Source organism: Mesorhizobium sp. DCY119, from assembly GCF_003590645.1.
Classification (GTDB): domain Bacteria; phylum Pseudomonadota; class Alphaproteobacteria; order Rhizobiales; family Rhizobiaceae; genus Mesorhizobium_M.
On the sequence record NZ_CP031834.1, the window covers coordinates 4,353,879 to 4,371,227 of the forward strand.

The 17,349-nt window shown below is 57.8% G+C and carries 26 protein-coding genes; 10 read left to right on the forward strand and 16 right to left on the reverse strand.

From position 1 onward, the window contains the following. Window positions 1-117: 117 nt before the first annotated feature. The 16 genes from DZG07_RS21245 to DZG07_RS21325 form a co-directional block, all read right to left on the reverse strand. On the reverse strand, window positions 118-1,887 hold the full coding sequence (locus DZG07_RS21245; protein WP_119820625.1) for a DEAD/DEAH box helicase family protein: 1,770 nt from the start codon (window positions 1,885-1,887) through the stop codon (window positions 118-120). Window positions 1,888-1,909: 22 nt separating this feature from the next. Then, the gene (locus tag DZG07_RS21250; RefSeq protein WP_119820628.1) at window positions 1,910-2,869 is read right to left on the reverse strand and encodes an oxidoreductase; all 960 of its coding nucleotides are present in this window, start codon (window positions 2,867-2,869) and stop codon (window positions 1,910-1,912) included. After that, a complete protein-coding gene (locus tag DZG07_RS21255) occupies window positions 2,869-3,114 on the reverse strand; it encodes a hypothetical protein (protein WP_119820631.1) in 246 nt (81 codons plus the stop codon). The genes DZG07_RS21250 and DZG07_RS21255 overlap by 1 nt, the downstream gene beginning before the upstream one ends. Next, window positions 3,114-3,395: a hypothetical protein gene (locus DZG07_RS21260; RefSeq protein WP_119820634.1), complete on the reverse strand. Its 282-nt coding sequence runs from the start codon at window positions 3,393-3,395 to the stop codon at window positions 3,114-3,116. The genes DZG07_RS21255 and DZG07_RS21260 overlap by 1 nt, the downstream gene beginning before the upstream one ends. Before the next feature lie 2 nt (window positions 3,396-3,397). Next, on the reverse strand, window positions 3,398-4,456 hold the full coding sequence (dnaN, locus tag DZG07_RS21265) for a DNA polymerase III subunit beta (RefSeq protein ID WP_119820637.1): 1,059 nt from the start codon (window positions 4,454-4,456) through the stop codon (window positions 3,398-3,400). A gap of 55 nt (window positions 4,457-4,511) precedes the next feature. Then, window positions 4,512-5,120: a vWA domain-containing protein gene (locus DZG07_RS21270; protein WP_162931684.1), complete on the reverse strand. Its 609-nt coding sequence runs from the start codon at window positions 5,118-5,120 to the stop codon at window positions 4,512-4,514. A 54-nt stretch (window positions 5,121-5,174) separates the two neighbouring features. Then, window positions 5,175-5,801, reverse strand: a complete 627-nt coding sequence (locus DZG07_RS21275; protein WP_119820643.1) for a hypothetical protein — start codon at window positions 5,799-5,801, stop codon at window positions 5,175-5,177. Between the two features lie 50 nt (window positions 5,802-5,851). Further along, window positions 5,852-6,235, reverse strand: a complete 384-nt coding sequence (locus DZG07_RS24005) for an HNH endonuclease signature motif containing protein (RefSeq protein WP_162931685.1) — start codon at window positions 6,233-6,235, stop codon at window positions 5,852-5,854. A gap of 251 nt (window positions 6,236-6,486) precedes the next feature. Next, complete coding sequence (locus tag DZG07_RS21285; RefSeq protein ID WP_119820648.1) at window positions 6,487-7,299, reverse strand: ATP-binding protein; 813 nt, start codon at window positions 7,297-7,299, stop codon at window positions 6,487-6,489. Between the two features lie 53 nt (window positions 7,300-7,352). Next, the gene (locus DZG07_RS21290; RefSeq protein WP_119820650.1) at window positions 7,353-8,210 is read right to left on the reverse strand and encodes a prohibitin family protein; all 858 of its coding nucleotides are present in this window, start codon (window positions 8,208-8,210) and stop codon (window positions 7,353-7,355) included. 442 nt (window positions 8,211-8,652) lie between these two features. Continuing rightward, window positions 8,653-8,838 carry a hypothetical protein gene (locus DZG07_RS21300; RefSeq protein ID WP_119820656.1) on the reverse strand — a complete coding sequence of 62 codons (186 nt, stop codon included), beginning with the start codon at window positions 8,836-8,838 and terminating at the stop codon, window positions 8,653-8,655. Further along, window positions 8,835-9,086: a hypothetical protein gene (locus DZG07_RS21305; protein WP_119820659.1), complete on the reverse strand. Its 252-nt coding sequence runs from the start codon at window positions 9,084-9,086 to the stop codon at window positions 8,835-8,837. Before DZG07_RS21305 ends, DZG07_RS21300 begins: the two co-directional genes overlap by 4 nt. After that, the gene (locus DZG07_RS21310) at window positions 9,083-9,421 is read right to left on the reverse strand and encodes a hypothetical protein (protein ID WP_119820662.1); all 339 of its coding nucleotides are present in this window, start codon (window positions 9,419-9,421) and stop codon (window positions 9,083-9,085) included. Before DZG07_RS21310 ends, DZG07_RS21305 begins: the two co-directional genes overlap by 4 nt. 257 nt (window positions 9,422-9,678) lie before the next feature. Further along, window positions 9,679-10,809 (reverse strand): hypothetical protein, encoded by a 1,131-nt coding sequence (locus DZG07_RS21315; protein ID WP_119820665.1) that lies wholly within the window; start codon window positions 10,807-10,809, stop codon window positions 9,679-9,681. Window positions 10,810-10,840: 31 nt separating this feature from the next. Beyond that, window positions 10,841-11,113 (reverse strand): hypothetical protein, encoded by a 273-nt coding sequence (locus DZG07_RS21320; RefSeq protein ID WP_119820668.1) that lies wholly within the window; start codon window positions 11,111-11,113, stop codon window positions 10,841-10,843. Next, window positions 11,103-11,366 carry a helix-turn-helix domain-containing protein gene (locus tag DZG07_RS21325; protein WP_162931686.1) on the reverse strand — a complete coding sequence of 88 codons (264 nt, stop codon included), beginning with the start codon at window positions 11,364-11,366 and terminating at the stop codon, window positions 11,103-11,105. The genes DZG07_RS21320 and DZG07_RS21325 overlap by 11 nt, the downstream gene beginning before the upstream one ends. Window positions 11,367-11,692: 326 nt before the next feature. Here DZG07_RS21325 and DZG07_RS21330 point away from each other — a divergent pair, with 326 nt between their 5' ends. The 10 genes from DZG07_RS21330 to DZG07_RS24020 all read left to right on the forward strand — a co-directional run bounded on the left by DZG07_RS21330 (window position 11,693) and on the right by DZG07_RS24020 (window position 17,324). Continuing rightward, window positions 11,693-12,415, forward strand: a complete 723-nt coding sequence (locus DZG07_RS21330; protein ID WP_119821954.1) for a S24 family peptidase — start codon at window positions 11,693-11,695, stop codon at window positions 12,413-12,415. A 96-nt stretch (window positions 12,416-12,511) separates the two neighbouring features. Continuing rightward, a complete protein-coding gene (locus DZG07_RS21335; protein ID WP_119820675.1) occupies window positions 12,512-12,829 on the forward strand; it encodes a hypothetical protein in 318 nt (105 codons plus the stop codon). A gap of 182 nt (window positions 12,830-13,011) precedes the next feature. Beyond that, window positions 13,012-13,284: a hypothetical protein gene (locus tag DZG07_RS21340; protein WP_119820678.1), complete on the forward strand. Its 273-nt coding sequence runs from the start codon at window positions 13,012-13,014 to the stop codon at window positions 13,282-13,284. Further along, a complete protein-coding gene (locus DZG07_RS24010) occupies window positions 13,281-13,937 on the forward strand; it encodes a hypothetical protein (protein WP_119920303.1) in 657 nt (218 codons plus the stop codon). The genes DZG07_RS21340 and DZG07_RS24010 overlap by 4 nt, the downstream gene beginning before the upstream one ends. Before the next feature lie 206 nt (window positions 13,938-14,143). After that, entirely contained in the window at window positions 14,144-15,364 is a 1,221-nt protein-coding gene (locus DZG07_RS21350) for a hypothetical protein (protein ID WP_119920304.1), read from the forward strand. Continuing rightward, complete coding sequence (locus tag DZG07_RS21355; protein WP_119820686.1) at window positions 15,365-16,243, forward strand: phosphoadenosine phosphosulfate reductase family protein; 879 nt, start codon at window positions 15,365-15,367, stop codon at window positions 16,241-16,243. It begins immediately after the preceding gene. Then, on the forward strand, window positions 16,237-16,614 hold the full coding sequence (locus tag DZG07_RS21360; RefSeq protein ID WP_119820689.1) for a hypothetical protein: 378 nt from the start codon (window positions 16,237-16,239) through the stop codon (window positions 16,612-16,614). The genes DZG07_RS21355 and DZG07_RS21360 overlap by 7 nt, the downstream gene beginning before the upstream one ends. Beyond that, the gene (locus DZG07_RS21365; RefSeq protein ID WP_119820692.1) at window positions 16,607-16,999 is read left to right on the forward strand and encodes a hypothetical protein; all 393 of its coding nucleotides are present in this window, start codon (window positions 16,607-16,609) and stop codon (window positions 16,997-16,999) included. The genes DZG07_RS21360 and DZG07_RS21365 overlap by 8 nt, the downstream gene beginning before the upstream one ends. Continuing rightward, window positions 16,996-17,154, forward strand: coding sequence for a hypothetical protein (locus DZG07_RS24015; protein WP_162931687.1), 159 nt, complete (start codon window positions 16,996-16,998; stop codon window positions 17,152-17,154). The genes DZG07_RS21365 and DZG07_RS24015 overlap by 4 nt, the downstream gene beginning before the upstream one ends. Continuing rightward, a complete protein-coding gene (locus DZG07_RS24020; protein WP_162931688.1) occupies window positions 17,151-17,324 on the forward strand; it encodes a hypothetical protein in 174 nt (57 codons plus the stop codon). Before DZG07_RS24015 ends, DZG07_RS24020 begins: the two co-directional genes overlap by 4 nt. Window positions 17,325-17,349: the final 25 nt, after the last annotated feature.

Consider the following 17,349-nt stretch of genomic DNA (forward strand, 5'->3'; position numbering starts at 1 on the left):
TGGTAGTCCGAATTTGTTAGATTTGTTATCTTTGTTGGATTCGTAGCGTCAAGTCAAGCGCTGGCCTGCCTTTTGCCGAGAAAAGAATAGGGACACACCGTTTGTTACAACAGCAGGCTAGAACGGGATGGAATCGTCCATCATTTCCGACATGCCAGGCGAGTAGTTGTCGTTGTCCGCTTCCGGCTCGTTGTCGTTGGCCGGACCGGTATGATGCGCCGCAATGTTCGGATACTTGGCGTTCTTGCTATAATCTAGCTGGATTTCCGTGGTGGCTAACAGCTCATTCTGCCGATCGAGCCAGTCCATTACGGTGCGAGGAAATGGTCTTTTCCCTCCATGTTGTGACCACCACCGATCGGCCTTAGAAACGGGAAACTGCCTGCTCTTCGGCTCAGGATGTTCTAAGTGTTGAGGGCAAAGCCACTCGTTGAATATCTTGAGACCGACCATATAGGCCACCTTCACCGACGGCGGATTTACCGCAACCTTCGGCTCATGGAAGTAGAAGCTCCGCGAACGCACGGTGTGCCAAGGCTTCTCAGTAGACAGAACAGGGGCAACGTCTGCTGTCGCCGTGATTTTTTCCTCCTCGCTAGGCGGAAAGACATAGCCGCAGCAATGACAGGTCATAATCGAGATCGGGATGACTTCGCCACAACCCCAGTTGCCGTTCTCGTCCTGCTTCGCGTTCGGCGTTTCCTCCGACGGGCAGACTTTTTTTGGCTGCTCGCCATCCCCCGAGCCAGGTGGCTTCGGTCTGATCTGGTCAATGGGTCCATGATAGGCAAGGTTCTTGCCGTGGTCAGCGATCAGGCAATCGTCCTTGCCATCGCAGTTTCGCGTGCCGCGGCCAAGGATTTGCACGAGCTTGCCCGGCGATTTCGTTGACAGAATTAGACTGATGAAGTCGACGAACGGGAAGTTCGTCCCAGTCGTGAGCATGCCTACAGACACGATCGACCACAGTTTGCCGGCCTTGAAGTCCTCGAAAATGCGATCAGTTTCATGAGCGTTGTCGCTGGTAAGGGATTCGCAAGTCCGACCATGACTGCGTATTTCGTCTCGGATGCGTACCGCATTCTCTTTGCTGGTCGCATAAAATAGCGCGGCCCGCCGGCCCTCCGAAAGCACCATATCTTCTGCGACCGCATCGACGATGATGCGTTCCGCTGCCTCTGAAAGCTGGCCGGGTATATACTCCCCACCTCGCGTGCCGACGCCCTTGAGGTCAATTTTGGCGGTGGTCTTCTGGCTCGTGAGCCGTGTCAGATAACCCTTCTCGATGAGCTCAGTAAGGCCGATTTCGTACACGACGTCGTCGAACATCTTCATGCGCAGCGGGTTGCCATCATCGTCAACCTCGCCGTCGCTATCCAGGTCGTCAGTCAGTCGGCCAGAATCCATGCGATAATCGGTGGCTGTCGTGCCAGCAATGCGACTGTCAGGGTTGGCCGCCTTCACGGCACGAAAGAATTTTCCGTACTGCGTATTGGCATTGCGCGAGATGCCGTGAGCCTCGTCGATCAAGATTAGGTCTATGTCGCCAAGCTGGTCGACTTTGTTCCAGATGGACTGGATTCCGCCAAACAGCACCTGCGCGCGTGCGTCACGCCTGTTCAAGCCAGCCGAGTAAATGCCAGCCGGTGCGAACGGAGAGATCCCGATGAACTCTTTAAAGTTTTGAGCCACTAGCCGCGAGTCGTGCGTGACATTGACGATGCGCATATCCGGATAGTCGGCCAGCAATTCCTCGATGATCTTGGCAATAACCAAGGCCTTGCCGGATCCGGTCGGGAGCACGATAAGGCCGTTTCCGCCGCCCTCGCGCCAGTAAGTGTAGAGCGCATCTATGGCGTCCCGCTGATAATAGCGCAGGTCAAGCATTCACTTCTCCTCAGTGGTGGTATTAGGCGGCTTTGGTGGAGCCGCCTTGGGTATTGTCATTCGCCGCGCCGTCGGTCCAAATGGTGCCGTTGCGCATGCGGTAGGTGATCACCTCGTTTTCCTCATCGACGTCGATCTGCTCACCGTCGACAAGACCGGGTAGGAACAGATGTGCAGGGCAAGCAGCCTTTTGTTCATCGACCGACAAAGGCTTCGACCAGCGAGCGCACGAAATATGACAATCGCCGCCACGCTCTGGCTGAACGTGCAAGCATGATCGACAAGTCACGCGCGGTTGCGCGCCCTCCTGGCACACTGCATGGTGTTTGCAGAACATTCCTCGAAAGTCGTCGGGCTTGGTGCAAATGCCTGTAGGTGGCTCGTCGCTGAAAACTATACGTTCGGCACGAGCCAGCTGGCGAAGGCAGAATTCTACATCGTATTCCAAGCGCTCCACGTACCGACTATCGTCGTTTTTGTTCGTTACGTAATAGAGGCAACGCGTAAGCCCGAACATGTGCATGCCGATCTGGCATTGGGCGAAGTGCAAGGGCTTGGCCTTACGGCATCCGTCCTTGACGATGAGTTTGAAACCCTTGTCGTTTGAACTCTTGAACTCGCAGAGGTGTTCGGTCTTGGGGGCCTCGGGAATACCGAGAGCCTTGCCATCGCACTTGCCGCGGACGAATCCATGGACAAGGCGAATGCGATCCTGCTGGCCCCAAACCTCCACGCCGATACGCTCGAGGTCCGCGACCATGACCTCTTCCCATCTATCACCGGTTCGGAAGATTGATAGCTTTCGGCCGTCGATCTCCTCTGGTTTGCTGGCCCAGCGAAAGCCGTACCAAAGCGCACGATCGCACTCAGTGCCTATCTCCCCGACACTTATGCCGAGGCTATCATAATGCTTGTTGGCGGCTTCGTAGGCGCGGTAAATCGCGCCTACGGTGCTTGCTGTTGGTTTTGGGATGGGGGCCATTATGCGGCCTTCTGTGTCGCAGCGATCGCCTCATAAATCGCCCATGCCTCGCACTTGAAGTTGTCCAACTTCTTTGGAGTGCTCAAATCCAAACGACTGCGCAGCGCGTCATGAATGGCCGGCCAAAAATCCGCGCCGTCCCCTGAATGCTGAGTCATCAGAATGGCGTAACAGAGTTTCAGCGACCGACTGTTCGCGCGCTTGGCCTTAACTTCCGTCCAAAAAATGCATTCGGAACCTGTCATTAAAACATCTCCTTCGTAAGCGGGCAGCGCGGAGGATTGGCCGGGTCTTCGACAAAGCAGCAGCAATCACGCCGGCCATCTTTGATCGTCCAGTGCAGCGTCGGGCCAGCAAAGGCATAATGGATAAGGACACACTCGCCTGGCGTGTCGTTCCCGAATTCATCCTCCCAGTCGCCTTCGCCGTTGCGGTCTAGGCAATGAGCGCAGACTTCAGCCTGAAAGGATGCGAGGTCGTGACGGCCTTTCGGCCGCCACAACATTGCTTCGGTGGTTTCGCCCATGCCTACACCCGCATCGGCATCAATACGGCAAGCAACGCGTCGTTGCCTTCCGCCGTGAACAGTGTCGGCGAACCGCCGTCGTTGAGCGCGATGCGGACAGTGGCGCCGGGAAGATTGGAGAGGAGTTCGCCGAGATAGGCCGCGTTGAAGCCGATTTCGATTGCATCGTCGTCGTAGACGGCAGGCACTTCTTCGGTTGCGCTGCCATGGTCGGCAGAATTGACGGACAGGGTGACATTGCCGTCATCGATATTGAGGCGAACGGCACGCCCACGCTCAGTCGAGACGGTGGAGACGCGTTCCACAGCCTTTTGCAGCACGTCCTTCTCGATGCTGACGAGTTTATCGTTTCCGGTCGGAATGACGCGCTGATAGTCTGGGAACGTTCCGTCGATAAGCTTCGACGTCAGAATAGCGTCGGGCGTTGTGACGCGCACCTTTCGTTCCGACAGGGCCAGCTTGACCTGGCCTTTTGGCAGCAGCGACACGAGCTTGCGAGGCAGGATGACATCAGGAATGTCATCGCTGTCCTGCCCGATGTGCCGAGCAAGGCGGTGTCCGTCGGTTGACACGGCAACAAGCTTGCCGTCAGCGGTATGCAGGAAAACGCCATTCAAGTAATAGCGCGTCTCTTCTGTGCTGATCGCAAAGCTTACCGGAGCCACGAGCGCAGCCAGGTCAACGTCGAATTCAACGTCAAACTCGCCGGCATTAAGGTCCGGATAGTCGCTTGCGGGAAGCGTCTGGAGCGACCACTTCGCGTGGCCCGACTTGACGACAAGCGTGCCGTCAACGAGCTCGAGCGAAATGTCGCCACCCGCCTTCTTGACGATGCTGTCGAGCAACTTGGCATCAACCGTCGTGGTGCCAGGAACGGCATCAAGCACGGCAATGGAAGCCGACGCTTCAATGTCGAGGTCGGTGGCTTTAACAGTGAGCTTGCCATCTTCGACAGACAGCAAGACGTTTGACAGAATCGGGATAGTCGTTCGGGATTCGGGGATCTTCACAACGGCCGAAAGGACGCGCGAAAGATCGGCCTTGGAAAGGCTGATACGCATGGTGTCTCCTCATGTGGTGTGGTGCCTGCCGTTGGTTGCGGCAGGCAGGTTGGGGTTAGGCCTTAGCGCCCGCTGCAAGTTTGCGGTCTGCGTCGCTGAAGGAAGCCACGGCACCCCCAGACGCATAGGCCATAGACCGTGTGGCGAGTACGTTCATCGCGGCACCGTAGTTGCCGCCCTTCATGACGATAGTTGAGCCGAACGCGTTCCCAAGGCCGGCTCCTTGGGCGAAGGCGTCGAAGTCGGCGCCAATGAACACCACGTCGAATTGCTTGGCGCGCAATTCGTCCAACATAGACTTCGCCGCATCCTTCTTAAATTCGCGACTGCCGTTTTCTGCGCCATCGGTGATGACGACGATCGTCGCCTTCTTCGGTGAGTCTTGCCGAACTGTCGAAACTAGCTTGCCGATAGCGTCGTATAGAGGCGTCATGCCTCGAGGCCGGATTTCGTCTTCGCTGATCGGCTTCCAATCGCTTGCCTTTACGCCGCTGCGCAAGACAAGAAACGGATCTTGGTTGTCAAACGCGGCAACGGTAACTTCCGTCTTCTTTGTCGCCTTCTCACCTGCCAAACCGGCAACATAAGCATTCAAGGCGCCAATGGTCTCGGCCCACCGGGTTTGCATAGAGCCGGAACGGTCCAGCAGAATATAAGCCTTCATTTTTGCTCTCCTGATGTGGTTGGCGCGGGCTGGTGAGACCCGCGCCATGTTTAGTTAGGCAGCTTTACTGCCCCAAGGGCGATTTGGCTTGCCGGCCGAAGATGCTGCTGCGCCGCCGTTGTTCGTCGAGCGAGCCGTGGACGGATTTGCCGACTGGCGGTTGTCATTGGCGGGGGCAGCCGTCGGCTGGACTGCGTCGATTGCGGGCTCGGGGATGTTGCTGCCGTGACCGCCAGGGCCGTCGTCAGGGAAGTAGTAGACCTTTGGTTCGACACGCGCGGGATACATCGGCGTACCGTCAGCATTGAGCTTTTTAGAGGGTTTGCCCATACCGAGCTTCACGGTGAAGGTTCGGAAATGCAACTCCTCGCTTTCGTCGATTTCCTCAACGCCAATCGACCTACGGAGCCGAGCAAATTCCTCCTGCCCAATGCGCTGCGCTTCGGAGTTTTTGTTTTCCAGATTGACGAAGCCGAAATACTTTCGACCCTTCACTTCTTCCGGCGCGAGAACGACGGCAGTGTACTTCAGGCCAACGCCCGTTCTTGCGTTTTCAGGGCCGGTCTCGACGACGTCCGACGCTTCGATTTCCAACTGATAGATACCCGTCGGCAGGTCTTCGTAATCACGCTGTTCTGTGCTGACGTCGCCAGCCGTGTACTTCTTGCCCAAAGAGGCCATTCATATTCTCCTAGTGTGGTGATGTTTGCGCTTGGTGGGCGCGGGGTGGTCTAAAGGAGTCTGCCCTTGCTTTGCGCAAACTCGATCGGGTCTTTTGCCGCTTTATGCAGATTGCAGGGCGGGCAAAGAATTTGGAGGTTCCAGGGCCAGTTCGTGCCGCCCCTAGAAAGAGGAACTATGTGGTCAACGTGCCGAAATCCCTTTCGCCTTATTGATGTGCCGCACTCTGCACATTTGAACTTCTGACGGGCGATGATGACTGAGATGTCTTTTTCGGTGTGCGTCCCACCCGCGCCCTTCTTCGCCGCTCGCCTGTTTCGGTCGTAGACCAGCCTTAGCTCGCGGGCGCGATCTGGGTTTTCTTCCTTCCAACGCTTAGCCCTTGCAACGTTGTTGGAGGAAACATCAGGCTTGGCATTTGACTTCTTTGCCAATTCCTTTTTTCGATCGGGGTTTCGCTCGGCCCAAGCCCGAACACTGACAAGTCGGCTTTCATCCTCCTTCTCTGGATTGTCAGTGCGCCACCTGATGCGATGTTCATACTGGCAACCGGCGCATTGGCCCGTGCTTACGTAGCGTCTTGCGACGTGGCCGCGCTTGCATGGGACTCCGGTAAAGAAGTGCTTTGCGCCGTTAGCTAGCGCGGCATCTTTGCTTCGCGGCAGGTTGTCGTTGTCGTGGCCCGCTATGCCTCCGCCTCCTGCTCTTCCGGCACAGCCTCACGCCCAAATGGTGCGACGATGTGTGGCTCGAAAATCGCGTAGCCCTGACCGGCTTTGTAGGTCAGCGCTCCGGTAAGCTTGTGGCGGTTCTTCGCAATGAAGCCAGGTCGCTCTTCGACGGCGATAAGGCGCTCTCCGCTACCCTCGCCGCGCTTCTTCACATTATCCTTGTGGAACCCTCCTGCTTCTTTCTGGATGGAAACACGCTGATGAATGAACCCGACGATGTCGGCTGCGTGTGTGAGAGAGTTGGCGTCATCCTGCATGCGCAGATTCAGGCGATAGCGCGGGATGCTGTCGGTAATGACGCCGGGGTCTGTCTTGGCAACGATATGGGCGATAAGAATCACCGCAAATCCGGAAGCCTTGAGTTCCGTGAACTTTCGAAGAATTTCACGCCAGACCTCGGCGGTTGCATCCTTCGGCTCGCGGAACTTGCCGTCGCTGATGTCTTTCCATCCACGACGCGCGCAAGCTTCGTCGATGACGATCTGCTCGAGGCTATCGAGCGTATCGACCACGAAGGTTAGGCGATCATGTTCGGCTTCCAGCATCCAATCGCACTGGTCGACGAACTCCTGATAGGTTTCTGTCAGGCCAAAGGAAAGCATATCGACGCCGACGGGAGGCCGTTCATTCGCCCCGGTCTGGACGTAAAACGGATTTGGCCAGTCGCCGGCAAACGAGGTTTTCCCCATGCCCTCGCCACCATAGATGATGACGATCGGTGGAAACGGATCTTCAACCCGTCGCAGTTGGTCGAATGAAATTGCCAAGTTTTGAAACTCCTCAGTGTGGTGGGTTGAGCTAGTTGGTGGCTAGATGGTCGTTAGTGCTGAAGATTGAGCATCGGCACGCTACCGTTAGGCAGCATGGTCTGCGGCAGCCTGCCGTCCCAACGCTCAGCTTGTGTCAGGGCCACAAGGCCTGGATTGTCGCGTAGGGCGTCGCCGCGGGCCTTGATCGCAAGAGCCTCTGCGTCACCGCGTAGGCGGATGGCTTCTGCCTCGGCTTCGGCGGATGCACGCACCGCGTCTGCCTGTGCCCTTGCCTGCGTCACTACGATTTCCGCCTGCACCTTCTCGCGTTCAGCGTTCTGGCGGAGCTTCTGGACCTCGACCTCGGCAAGCATTCTCTGCTCAATACTGGCTTCGTATGCGTCGGAGAAGTCGATGTTCTCGATCTGCACGGACTCGATGACTACTGGCCCGCGAACCGACTTCTGAATAGCTTCGGCAACCTCAAGATTGAGCCGTGCCCGCTCTTGGATGGCTGTAACCGCGTTGAAGCGGCCGAAAACCGTCTTCAGGTCTTCGTGTAGCCGTCGATCGACAAGTCGAGAAAGCATGCCGTCTTCGCCCCCGTAGGTGGCGTACACGTCCGTTACGGCATCGCTTGGAATGCGGTAGCTGACCGAAACGGCAACAACGGCGGACTGCTGATCCTTGGAATAAGCCGGCACGCCTTCATAAATACGAGCCTTAGACTGGACCGAAATCTTGACGACCTCGTCGACCCATGGTGCCTTGAAACCAAGTCCTGGCTGTGCGGTGCCGGTGAGTGCGCCGTTACGAAGAATGACGCCTCGCTCTCCCTGATCAATGGTGTACCACGACCCGAATACGACCGTGATTGCAACGAAGAACAGAAAGACTCCGCCCAAAATAGCGATGATACGTCCAATCATTATTTTCTCCTCTTGGTGGTGGTTTTTGCTGGTGCGAAGTAGGTGACAACGCCCAGTGCTACAAAGGCGGCGACAACGCTGCCGCCGATGAGTGCAAGAATGCCCATGGCTCTATCCTTGAATGAGCAAGTGCAGCCCGTAGGCCATGGTCATGGCAGCCAGCATTGCCAGGCATGGCCACCATGAGAACGGGTCGGGCGCGGTCATTTGGCTGACCGTGCGGCAAGCATGGCGTCGGCGACGGTATAGGCGCACTTTGCCCATGCGTTGATGCGTGCCGTGTCGTCAGGGAGGTGATCCCAAGAACGCGCCGGTACAACGGCAATAACCTGACCCGCAAAGTAGTCGCGGAGAGACATGCCGGCGTCTGGATACAGCCCGCTATCCACGCCGCCCTCACACGGAAAAGCGGAGCCGCCGTGGTCTACGTCGTTTCTACTCATCAAAGCACCGCCTGCAGAAACGCGCCGACGGCGTAACAGCCGGCAAGGAATACGCCTGCCCCGATGAGCGTTAGGACGACCGCCATTGTTTTTGCCGCCGCAGGAGCCTCGTTGTCGTCGTCCGGAGCGTAGTCGAGCGGGAAGCTGGAGAGGATGGATGTGAGTCCGCTGACGAAGTGGTTCATAGTGTGGCCTCTAGTTCGTCGATCCGCTTGCGGGCCTCCTCGATCGTCATGCGGTTCTTGTGGGCTGCAGCGGTCCCCGCCACAGCCAGGAAGAACACGATTGCGCCAACCCACTGCATGGCCGTGCTGGCGAGCAACACGCCAACTCCGATGATGCTGACCGCCATTAGGAACGTGGTGGCGTCGCGAACGAACGAGTGCCAAACCGATTCGTGAATGACGAGGATTTCAGGTTTGGGTTTGTTCATGCCGCGACCTTCATCGTTGCCTGGAAACCCGTCATGGGACGCGGTGTGGCCTCGTGGCCAGCACGTCGACGCGCAGCTGAGTGCATGAACTGTGGCGCTCGTGCCTCCGACACCTTGGCCATGGCGGTGGCGTATGCGTCCCGCTTGCGCTGGCCTCGAGTTTTGCCCTGAGCGTCAACCTTGGGAGAAAGAGGCGGCACGCGAAAACCGGCCGTTCCGGTCATCGTGCCCATTGCGGTAAGCCGGCGCTGCTGAGACGCGTAATCGGCCGATGGAATGCCAAGTCGAGTATCGTTAGCAGCTTCGCGCTGCAGGATTTTGGAAAGAGCGTTCATCAATTCCCCCTCCCCGCACGAGGCGCCGAATGAAACGAGACGGGCGAGGACGAGTGATACGTGCCGTCGTCGCCCTTTCGGGCGGTCGAACGCGCAAGAGCCTTCTGGCCTGCCGTGCGGTACGGCTTGCGGTTCTGCATGTTCACCTTCCCCGTTCGGGTGAACTGCGTGGCGTATGGATGGTTGTTGGACATAGCTTCTCCTCTGTCCGCCTGCCGTTGCCGGGCAGGCGGGGGTGGTGTGATGGTTGGTGTTGGTTAGGCGGCGGTGGCCAGCCAGTACTCGACGGCGTCTTTGGCCTCCTTCAGGCCGATGACGAACCGCTCCTCATACCCGGTTCGGTAGCCGTACTCCGAGGATACGAACGTCTGACGCTTGCCGCCCGCATCACGATAGGCCTTGATTGCCTCGATGCGCTTGCCTTCAGCCGCAAGCCGCTGCCATTCGTGGGCATAGGCTGGCTTTTCTTCCCGCTTGGTGGAGACAAGAGTGTAAACGCCGAACTCGCTACCCTTGTGCTTCTTGGCCAGGCGCGCTGCTTCGCGTTCGGCGAAAGCCGCCGACGAGTGAACGTGCGGTCTGACACTTGGGAGCGGCTGGCCGTTCTCGATGAGGCAGACGATGGCGGGTTTAGATGCGGACGGAGTGACGAGCTCAAAGTAGCGATCAAGGTCACCCATCCACGGATACTCACCGTGATAGCTGCGCCATTCCATCGGCCCGACCTTGCGACCGTCGCGGGTCTTGTAGAACTTGCCGGCCTTAATGGTTAGGGCGGTGGCTGGTGCCAGTTTTAAATACTTCATTGGGATGCTTGGGCCGTCGCCGCCAGGAACGGCACTGTAGCTTGCGTAATCGTGTCCAGCATCGGTGATGTAGAAGTGACCGGCATATTCACCAGCGCGGCGCCAGTGTTTGTTCCAGTGCTCGACAAGGTCATTTGCGCATTCTACTGACTTGTCCTGCACTACAGCGTCACCGACTTTGAAAGGCGCAGCAGGAGCAGGTTCGATCTGATGAGTCCGCAAGTACTGATTGTGGCCATTGAAGAGGTAGCCAGTGCCGCCCTCGCCATCTCCACATGTGCGCTCGATGACGTATTCCACACCGACTTCATACTGGGTGATTTTGCTTCCGGAGCGCGTCGTGTTGTCTACAACCCGCACCCTGTCCCCGACTTTGAACGCGGGTATGAGTTCAATCTCGCCGTCAGGGCGGTAGAAATTCCAGCGACGCCGGCTTTTGCCGTGCCCCGCAAACGGGGCGTCCATTTCAACTCCGGCACGACCAAAATCAATCTCGGCGACTGTCCCAAGCTGCCCTGGCGTAGCACGGCCATAGCCGTCCGTTACCACCTTGACCCGATCTCCAACCTTAAACTTTCCCATAATATTCTCCTCTTGTGGTGAGCGCGGGTGGTTAAGCCGCTCCCTTGGTTTTGGTGTTCTTGTCCAGTCGCACCTTCTTGGTGAAATCGACCGGGATCACGTTGTCACCGCTGCCACCGCCATGGAATTCGTCGTTCTCCACGCGATGAAGCTCCCATTCATGGAACGCCAGAACAGCCAGCGAAGGCGAAACGCGGATGTAGACAAGAGACCCAGCGAAGCCGATTACGATGCCGAACACACTGGTGTTCATCTTGTGCTCGACGACATCACCGAGTTCAAAGAATTCATCTTCAGGCGGCATGGGCAGCCTCCACAAAAGGACGGTCCAAGACCGAAATACGGGGGAGGCTGACGGCTTGGGTGTAGCAGCTGCGCGAGCCGCAGCTTCCCAACACCGGCATATGCTTGACGGTGATGGCCTTCGTGGCGATCGGCCGTACTCGCTGGTAGAGGTGGTACGTCACCATCCCGACGCTTGTTTCCAAGCGTTTTGCGATGGCACGCAGGCTTAGTCCCTCGCCGCGAAGGGCAAGGATTTGTTCTCTCTTTGACATTGAACTCCTCGATGTGGTGTTGACAAAGCGTTGGTTACGCGCCATGTCTTTTGCGCCCGCTGTGGTGGCGGGTAGGAACGCAGGTGGGACTCCTCTTACCTTCTAGTACGAGATCAGGGGCCGCGTTTCGGGTGGTGCCGGCGCATTCCAGGCCCCTTTTCTCTTTCTCTGCCTCTTTAACAAATCTGTCGGAACCAACTCCTTCGTACAACGTTAACCGTAGCTACAAAGATTAGATTCGTTTGTAGATGTCAACCCTTTGATTTGGTAGACACCCTGTGGATAACATTGTAAGATTGGTTAAGTGATTGAGGGATAAGACGAATATGAGACGAATTACCCCGGCAAAAAAATCTCGCTTCGTGCAGATGCTGGAAAACGCCATAGAGGCGGAGGGCGGAAGCCAGAAAGCATTTGCGGAGAAGCACGATATTGGCCAGCAGACGCTAAACACATGGATAGTCAGCGGTCGCGTCCCCACGAAGCAGTTCCACCAAAGGCTCCGCGACGTCCTGAAAATCACGCAGGATCAGTTAGACGAACTGCTGGCCGAAGTGGAAAACAGGCGCGCTGCCGCCTATGAAGCATCCGTTGCGCAAGAGCCGCCCAACGGCAGGATAGCCGGCGGCAAGATGCCTGAAAACCGGGACAATAGCGTACCGGTTCTAGGGCGTGCCGTAGGCGGAGAGCTCGGCGAATACGAGTTCAACGGCGAGGCGTTGGATTGGGTAATGCGTCCGCCTTCATTGGCCGGCGTTGGCGACGCCTACGCGGTCTTCGTCGACGGCGAGTCTATGGTACCGCGCTATCGCCCTGGCGAAACAGTATGGGTCCACCCTCACCGCCCTGCGCGCAAGGGTGATGACGTTGTTGTCCAACTGCACCGGCTAGACGACAGCCATGAGCCGCCATACGGATACATCAAGGAATTCGTTGGTTGGACGTCGAACAAGCTCATTCTGCAGCAGCACAATCCGTCAAAGAAGATCGAATTTGATCGCGAATCGGTGAAGTCAGTAGACACCATCGTGTTCGCAGAGCGTGTCTGAATTCACCAGTCGTACAAATCTAACAAATCGTTGTTGACTTTGTCGAGTTGGTAGCATACAAATCTCCTCACCAAACCACCACCGAGGAGATTCGAAATGCTAAAGGCGCTAGCCACCCATCTTAAGCGAGACGCGGTTTTCTATACTGCTCTCGCCGTTCTTTCCGGCTCGATGTTGGTCGCCGGGACGTTGGTAACGAAGGCCGACGATTTCGAACTGGCCGCCTATTTTGCCGCGCAGGAATATGTCTGCGAATGGCCTGACTATGACGCCAGTGTATCTATCCTGGCGCGTATTGTTGCCGCCGGAACTCCCGAAGATATCGCAATAGAAGTCATCGCCGACGAAGCTTGGGCTCTCGTTGAGAGCGGCGACGTCGATTGCGGCGAGTTGCGTGTCGCGGAGGCGCGATGATGGCCGCCGTGTACCTAGCCGCGTCGTTCTTCGCCGGCATCGCCTTGTCCGTCGCAGTGTTCGGCTGGCCGTTCTGATTTACTGCGCGTTGCCCCAACACGCAGGCGGGCGGCGTTTGCCTCCAGTGGCGCCGCCCTCTTTTTCCCGGCCTCACCAGCCATCACCACCATCGAGGAGCTACCATGACCAATTCACGCTACCCTTCCGTCTATTCTTCCGGATACCCCACCCTTTCCGCACAGGAATTCATCGCTCAGGGCACGAGTGCAGCGGCCGTGTTGTCGATCGCAAAGTTTCTGGCGAGCGACCGCGGTAAGCCGGCCAATCCGCGCGCGGCATCAAAGCTTCGAGCCGTCGCGTTCGAAGTGGCCGACCTTACCGGTGTTCGTCTGCAGGCTTTGCCGCGCGCTGTGAACGACAACCGTAGCCGTCGGCAGTACCGGAGGGCGGCATGACCGTGCCAGATGAAAAGCCCGCATGGGCCGAAGGTGCGAAGGCGATTACAGCCGAAACGCACAAGTCGCTCTCCGCCCTCCCCACTCCAGATGCAGGAGAGGTAGGGGAGCTTCTGGCGGAGATGCGCGCCGGGCTGGAAGGTGTGACGCCGGGGCCTTGGATGTCAGAACCCGGCGCGGCGCGAGGAGCGTGGATAGGCAATGCCTCTAACCAGTGGGTTGCGCTCGCTTGCGGTGAAGATGATGCCCAGGCTGTCATAAACGGCTCGCACCTTGTGCGCTGCTCTCCCGACAACATCGCCAAGCTTCTCGACCACGTTTCAGCCCAAGCCTCCCGTATCAAGGAACTGGAGGGGGAACGGGATGCCTTACGGGCAAAGTTGAACGCTTGCGACTGGTATTGGCCGGAAGACGACACAAGCTCCGATGCATGCTCAGACGACCCTTATGAGATCGTTGAGAACCAAGGCCGCAGCGGTGAAGTCATAGCCATTTCTCGCGGCGGCGTTGTCGAAACTCGGTACTACGCAAGTCTTCCCCCGCCGAAGACGCAGATAGCGACGACGATTTCGATGTTGACGAAGCTACAGAGGAAGCAGCCTCCGCGAAGATCGCCGCCGAGCTGGTGCGCCGCTCCACCCTCGCCGCCATGAAAGGTGAAGACAATGCCGAAGCTTAAAAGACTTCCATACCCGCTCCGTGCGGCGAAAATCAGCATCGATTTCATGCCGTTCGGCTTCTGGTGGAAGCCATCTTTCACGCACAAAAGCGGACTGTCAGAGCGCGCTAGAACAGAAGGTGTGGCCATCTGGTGGGCACGTTGGGCTTGGTTCCAGATCAGCTATTCGAGGTGGTTGTGATGACAATAGATGCCCTGAGAGAGGCCGAGCGGTTCCTTGCATACTTCGCTGGCGAGACAGGCGGCAGTTTCGAAGGACCAGGCACACCAAAAACTGCGCTCGCCAAGGTTAGAGAAGCCCTTCGCACCCAACCGGCAGAGGCCGGGGTGACGGTGAAGGCGCTGGAGTGGGACGAACACAACTGCGCCGATGTGTATGGAGTCAAGGATTGCCACGGACAGGGTCCGAAGCGTTACTTTCTGTACCGCGCGTCCACAATCATCGGTTGGTTTGACGGCATCGACGCCGCCAAAGCCGCCGCACAGGCTGATTACGAGCGACGGGTCCGTTCCGCTCTTGTCCCCACCCCCGCCCCACAGGGGATGGATACGGCGGTGGAGGCAGCCGAGGCCGCAGTTTATCCACGCCACGAAAAGGGCTTCCTCGTTAAGCCTCTCTTGGACGCAATCGACATGCGCGCCGCACTCACCGCAGCCTACCCCCATATGACAGGGGCAGCGCAGGAGGCGGTGGAGGGTGAGCCGGTAGAATGGCAAAGAGAAGCCGGCGACTTCGGCTGGCAGCGTGTCTCACCAGACGATTTGGAGCACTACCGCTCAAAGGGTGCGCGTCTTCGCGCCCTCTACACCACCCCGCAGCCCGCGCCATCCAGCGCGGATGCCGGAATGCTGGCGGCGTTGAAGGAAGAGAACGAGCGGCTTACGAAGGAGCGTGATGCTGCACGACAGTCGCTTGAGCATGACCGTGCGGTGGTCATCACTGCTTCCAATGAGTTCAATGACGCGTTTGCCCGCCGTTCATGGCTACTCGACAGTCGCGGGCCGTACGAATGGGGTGACGACCGCTACAGAGATGAGTTCCGTGGCGCTTACGATGAACTCGCAGCACCCATGTCGAAGCTTCGCAAGATCGGAGCAGATTGGGCGAACTGCCCTGTCGATCACGATGAAATCATGCGTTCGCGACAGAACTGGCAGGAGCGCGCGGAAAAATCAGAAGCAGCCCTCGCCGTTGCCTCCGCCTCCCCGGTGCAGCCCGAAGCGGAGGGGTGGAAGACGATGGACAGCGCGCCGAAGGATGGGACGCGTGTTCTGGTCTATGAGATAGGGAGACCGGTCGAGGTCGCACACTACAACCCAAAATCTTGGCAATGGTCGAATAGGTATCGTCCGGTCAGATGGCGGCCTCTCCCCGCCGCCCCTAAGCAGGGAGGCGAATAGATGGGTGCGCCGTCAAACTTCATATTGCCCGATGGTAATGTGCAGATTGCGTTCTCAGGCGGTCGCACGTCCGGGAAGATGTTGCACGACATCATCCAGGCGAACCAACCCTGGCCCGCCGATCGGGTGAAGGTGGTTTTCACTAACACCGGCAAGGAGCGCAGTGAAACGCTCGATTTTGTGCGTGAGTGCGAAGAGCGATGGGGGGTTCCCATCGTCTGGCTTGAATATCGCCTGCGCTGGACTGGCGCGCCGCACGACCCGAAGAACAAGATTTTCGATACGGGAGCGCACAGCTTTGAGGTTGTTTCCTATGAGACGGCTAGCAGGAATGGCGAGCCGTTCGAACAGATCATCGAATACTTCGGGTTCCTGCCGAACCGGGTTGCAGATTTCTGTTCTCACAACCTGAAGAGCCGTACTGCAAGGCGCTACTGTGTGGCGTCAGGTTGGAAACACTGGACAACCGCGATAGGCATCCGTGCCGACGAGCCAAAGCGCATCCTGAAGAAGCAGCCAAAGGAGCGCTACCGCGTTTGGTATCCGCTCAATGAGGCTGGCGACACCAAACACGATGTCTCCCTCTTCTGGCTCTTCCAGCCCTTCGATCTCGAATTACTGAACATCGACGGCGTGACCCCAACCGGCAATTGCGACGGCTGCTTTAAGAAGTCCGAGCGGAAGCGTGCCGAGTTTGCTCGCAGCGAGTGGCACCACGCCGAATGGTGGTCCGCTCAGGAACGGAAATACGGCGGAACCTTCGACAAAACTACGTCATGGGACCAACTGCACGAGTACATCAGCAAACAAGGCGACTGGCTTTTCGGGGACAACGACGCCCTCTGTCAGCGCGACGGCGGGGAGTGCGCACCATGGTAATAGCAACAGAAGCACCAACCGTCTGCTTTGACATTTTCATTGCAGGCGACTTGGCGCAGGCAAAGCAGGTTTGCCGCGAATACTGCATGGAAGTTGGCGCTTGCGTCACTGTTGAGCCGGTCGATTACATCTACACGGGCGGCGAGGAAGCAGGCATTCGCGTCGGGTTCATCAACTACCCACGCTTCCCGACCGATGCCGAAGCGATATTCGCTAAGGCGTCCGATCTAGCCGGCAGGCTGATGCACCGCCTATGCCAACAATCCTATTCCATCGTCGGACCCGACAAGACTGTGTGGTTCTCTCGGCGCCCCGAAGACGCATCCCGCACCGCCCTAGCCGGTAGCAAGGAAGGGGATCGGGATGAGTGATATCTCAAGGTACAAAATTGAGGGATACGATTGGGCTGCCACACCTTCACACGGTGGGGTTTGGGTTCGTCATTGCGATTACGAAGCCCTCCGCCAGCAGTTGGAGACTGCGCGGGCGGAAGGCCGGGATGAGGGGCTGGAGGAAGCGCGGGCAGCCAACCGAAAGCTGCACAGGCGCGCTCAAATTGCCGAAGGCATGAAAGATTCGCTCTACGGTATCGTGGATGCTTGGGCGCGAGTCATTAGGGGATCAAAGAGAAAGGCCCCGGAAAAGATTTGCTGGGCCAGTTACAAACTAGGCCAGATGTCCGGCGTAGAGCTGGTCTACTACGACTTGGATAAGCGCTGCAAACGAGCCCTCAAGTCAGGGGAGCGCGGCTCATGACCACCGACCAAGCCCAATCGGTCGCCATCTTCCTCATCGTCGCTATCCCGGCTGCGTATTGGCTGCTGCGCTTTAACTATCGCACCTGGCTAGAGCCGGTAATGGACCCTGAGCGCGCCAAGGAACGGGAAGCACGGAAGGAGAAGCGGCTGTGAAAGACTTGATTGATCAGATGGAAACTCACGCCGGAGAGTTGCGCAATCATATCGCAAAAATCCGCATCGACTACCCGGAGGCTGCCGATGCGCGCCGCATGGATCTCCGGCAAGTCTACCGGAAAATCGCTGAGGCTCGCCGCGCCCTCGAAAGCGAGGCTGGCAGGTGACGTTTTCTTTCAAAGGAGGTCCGAA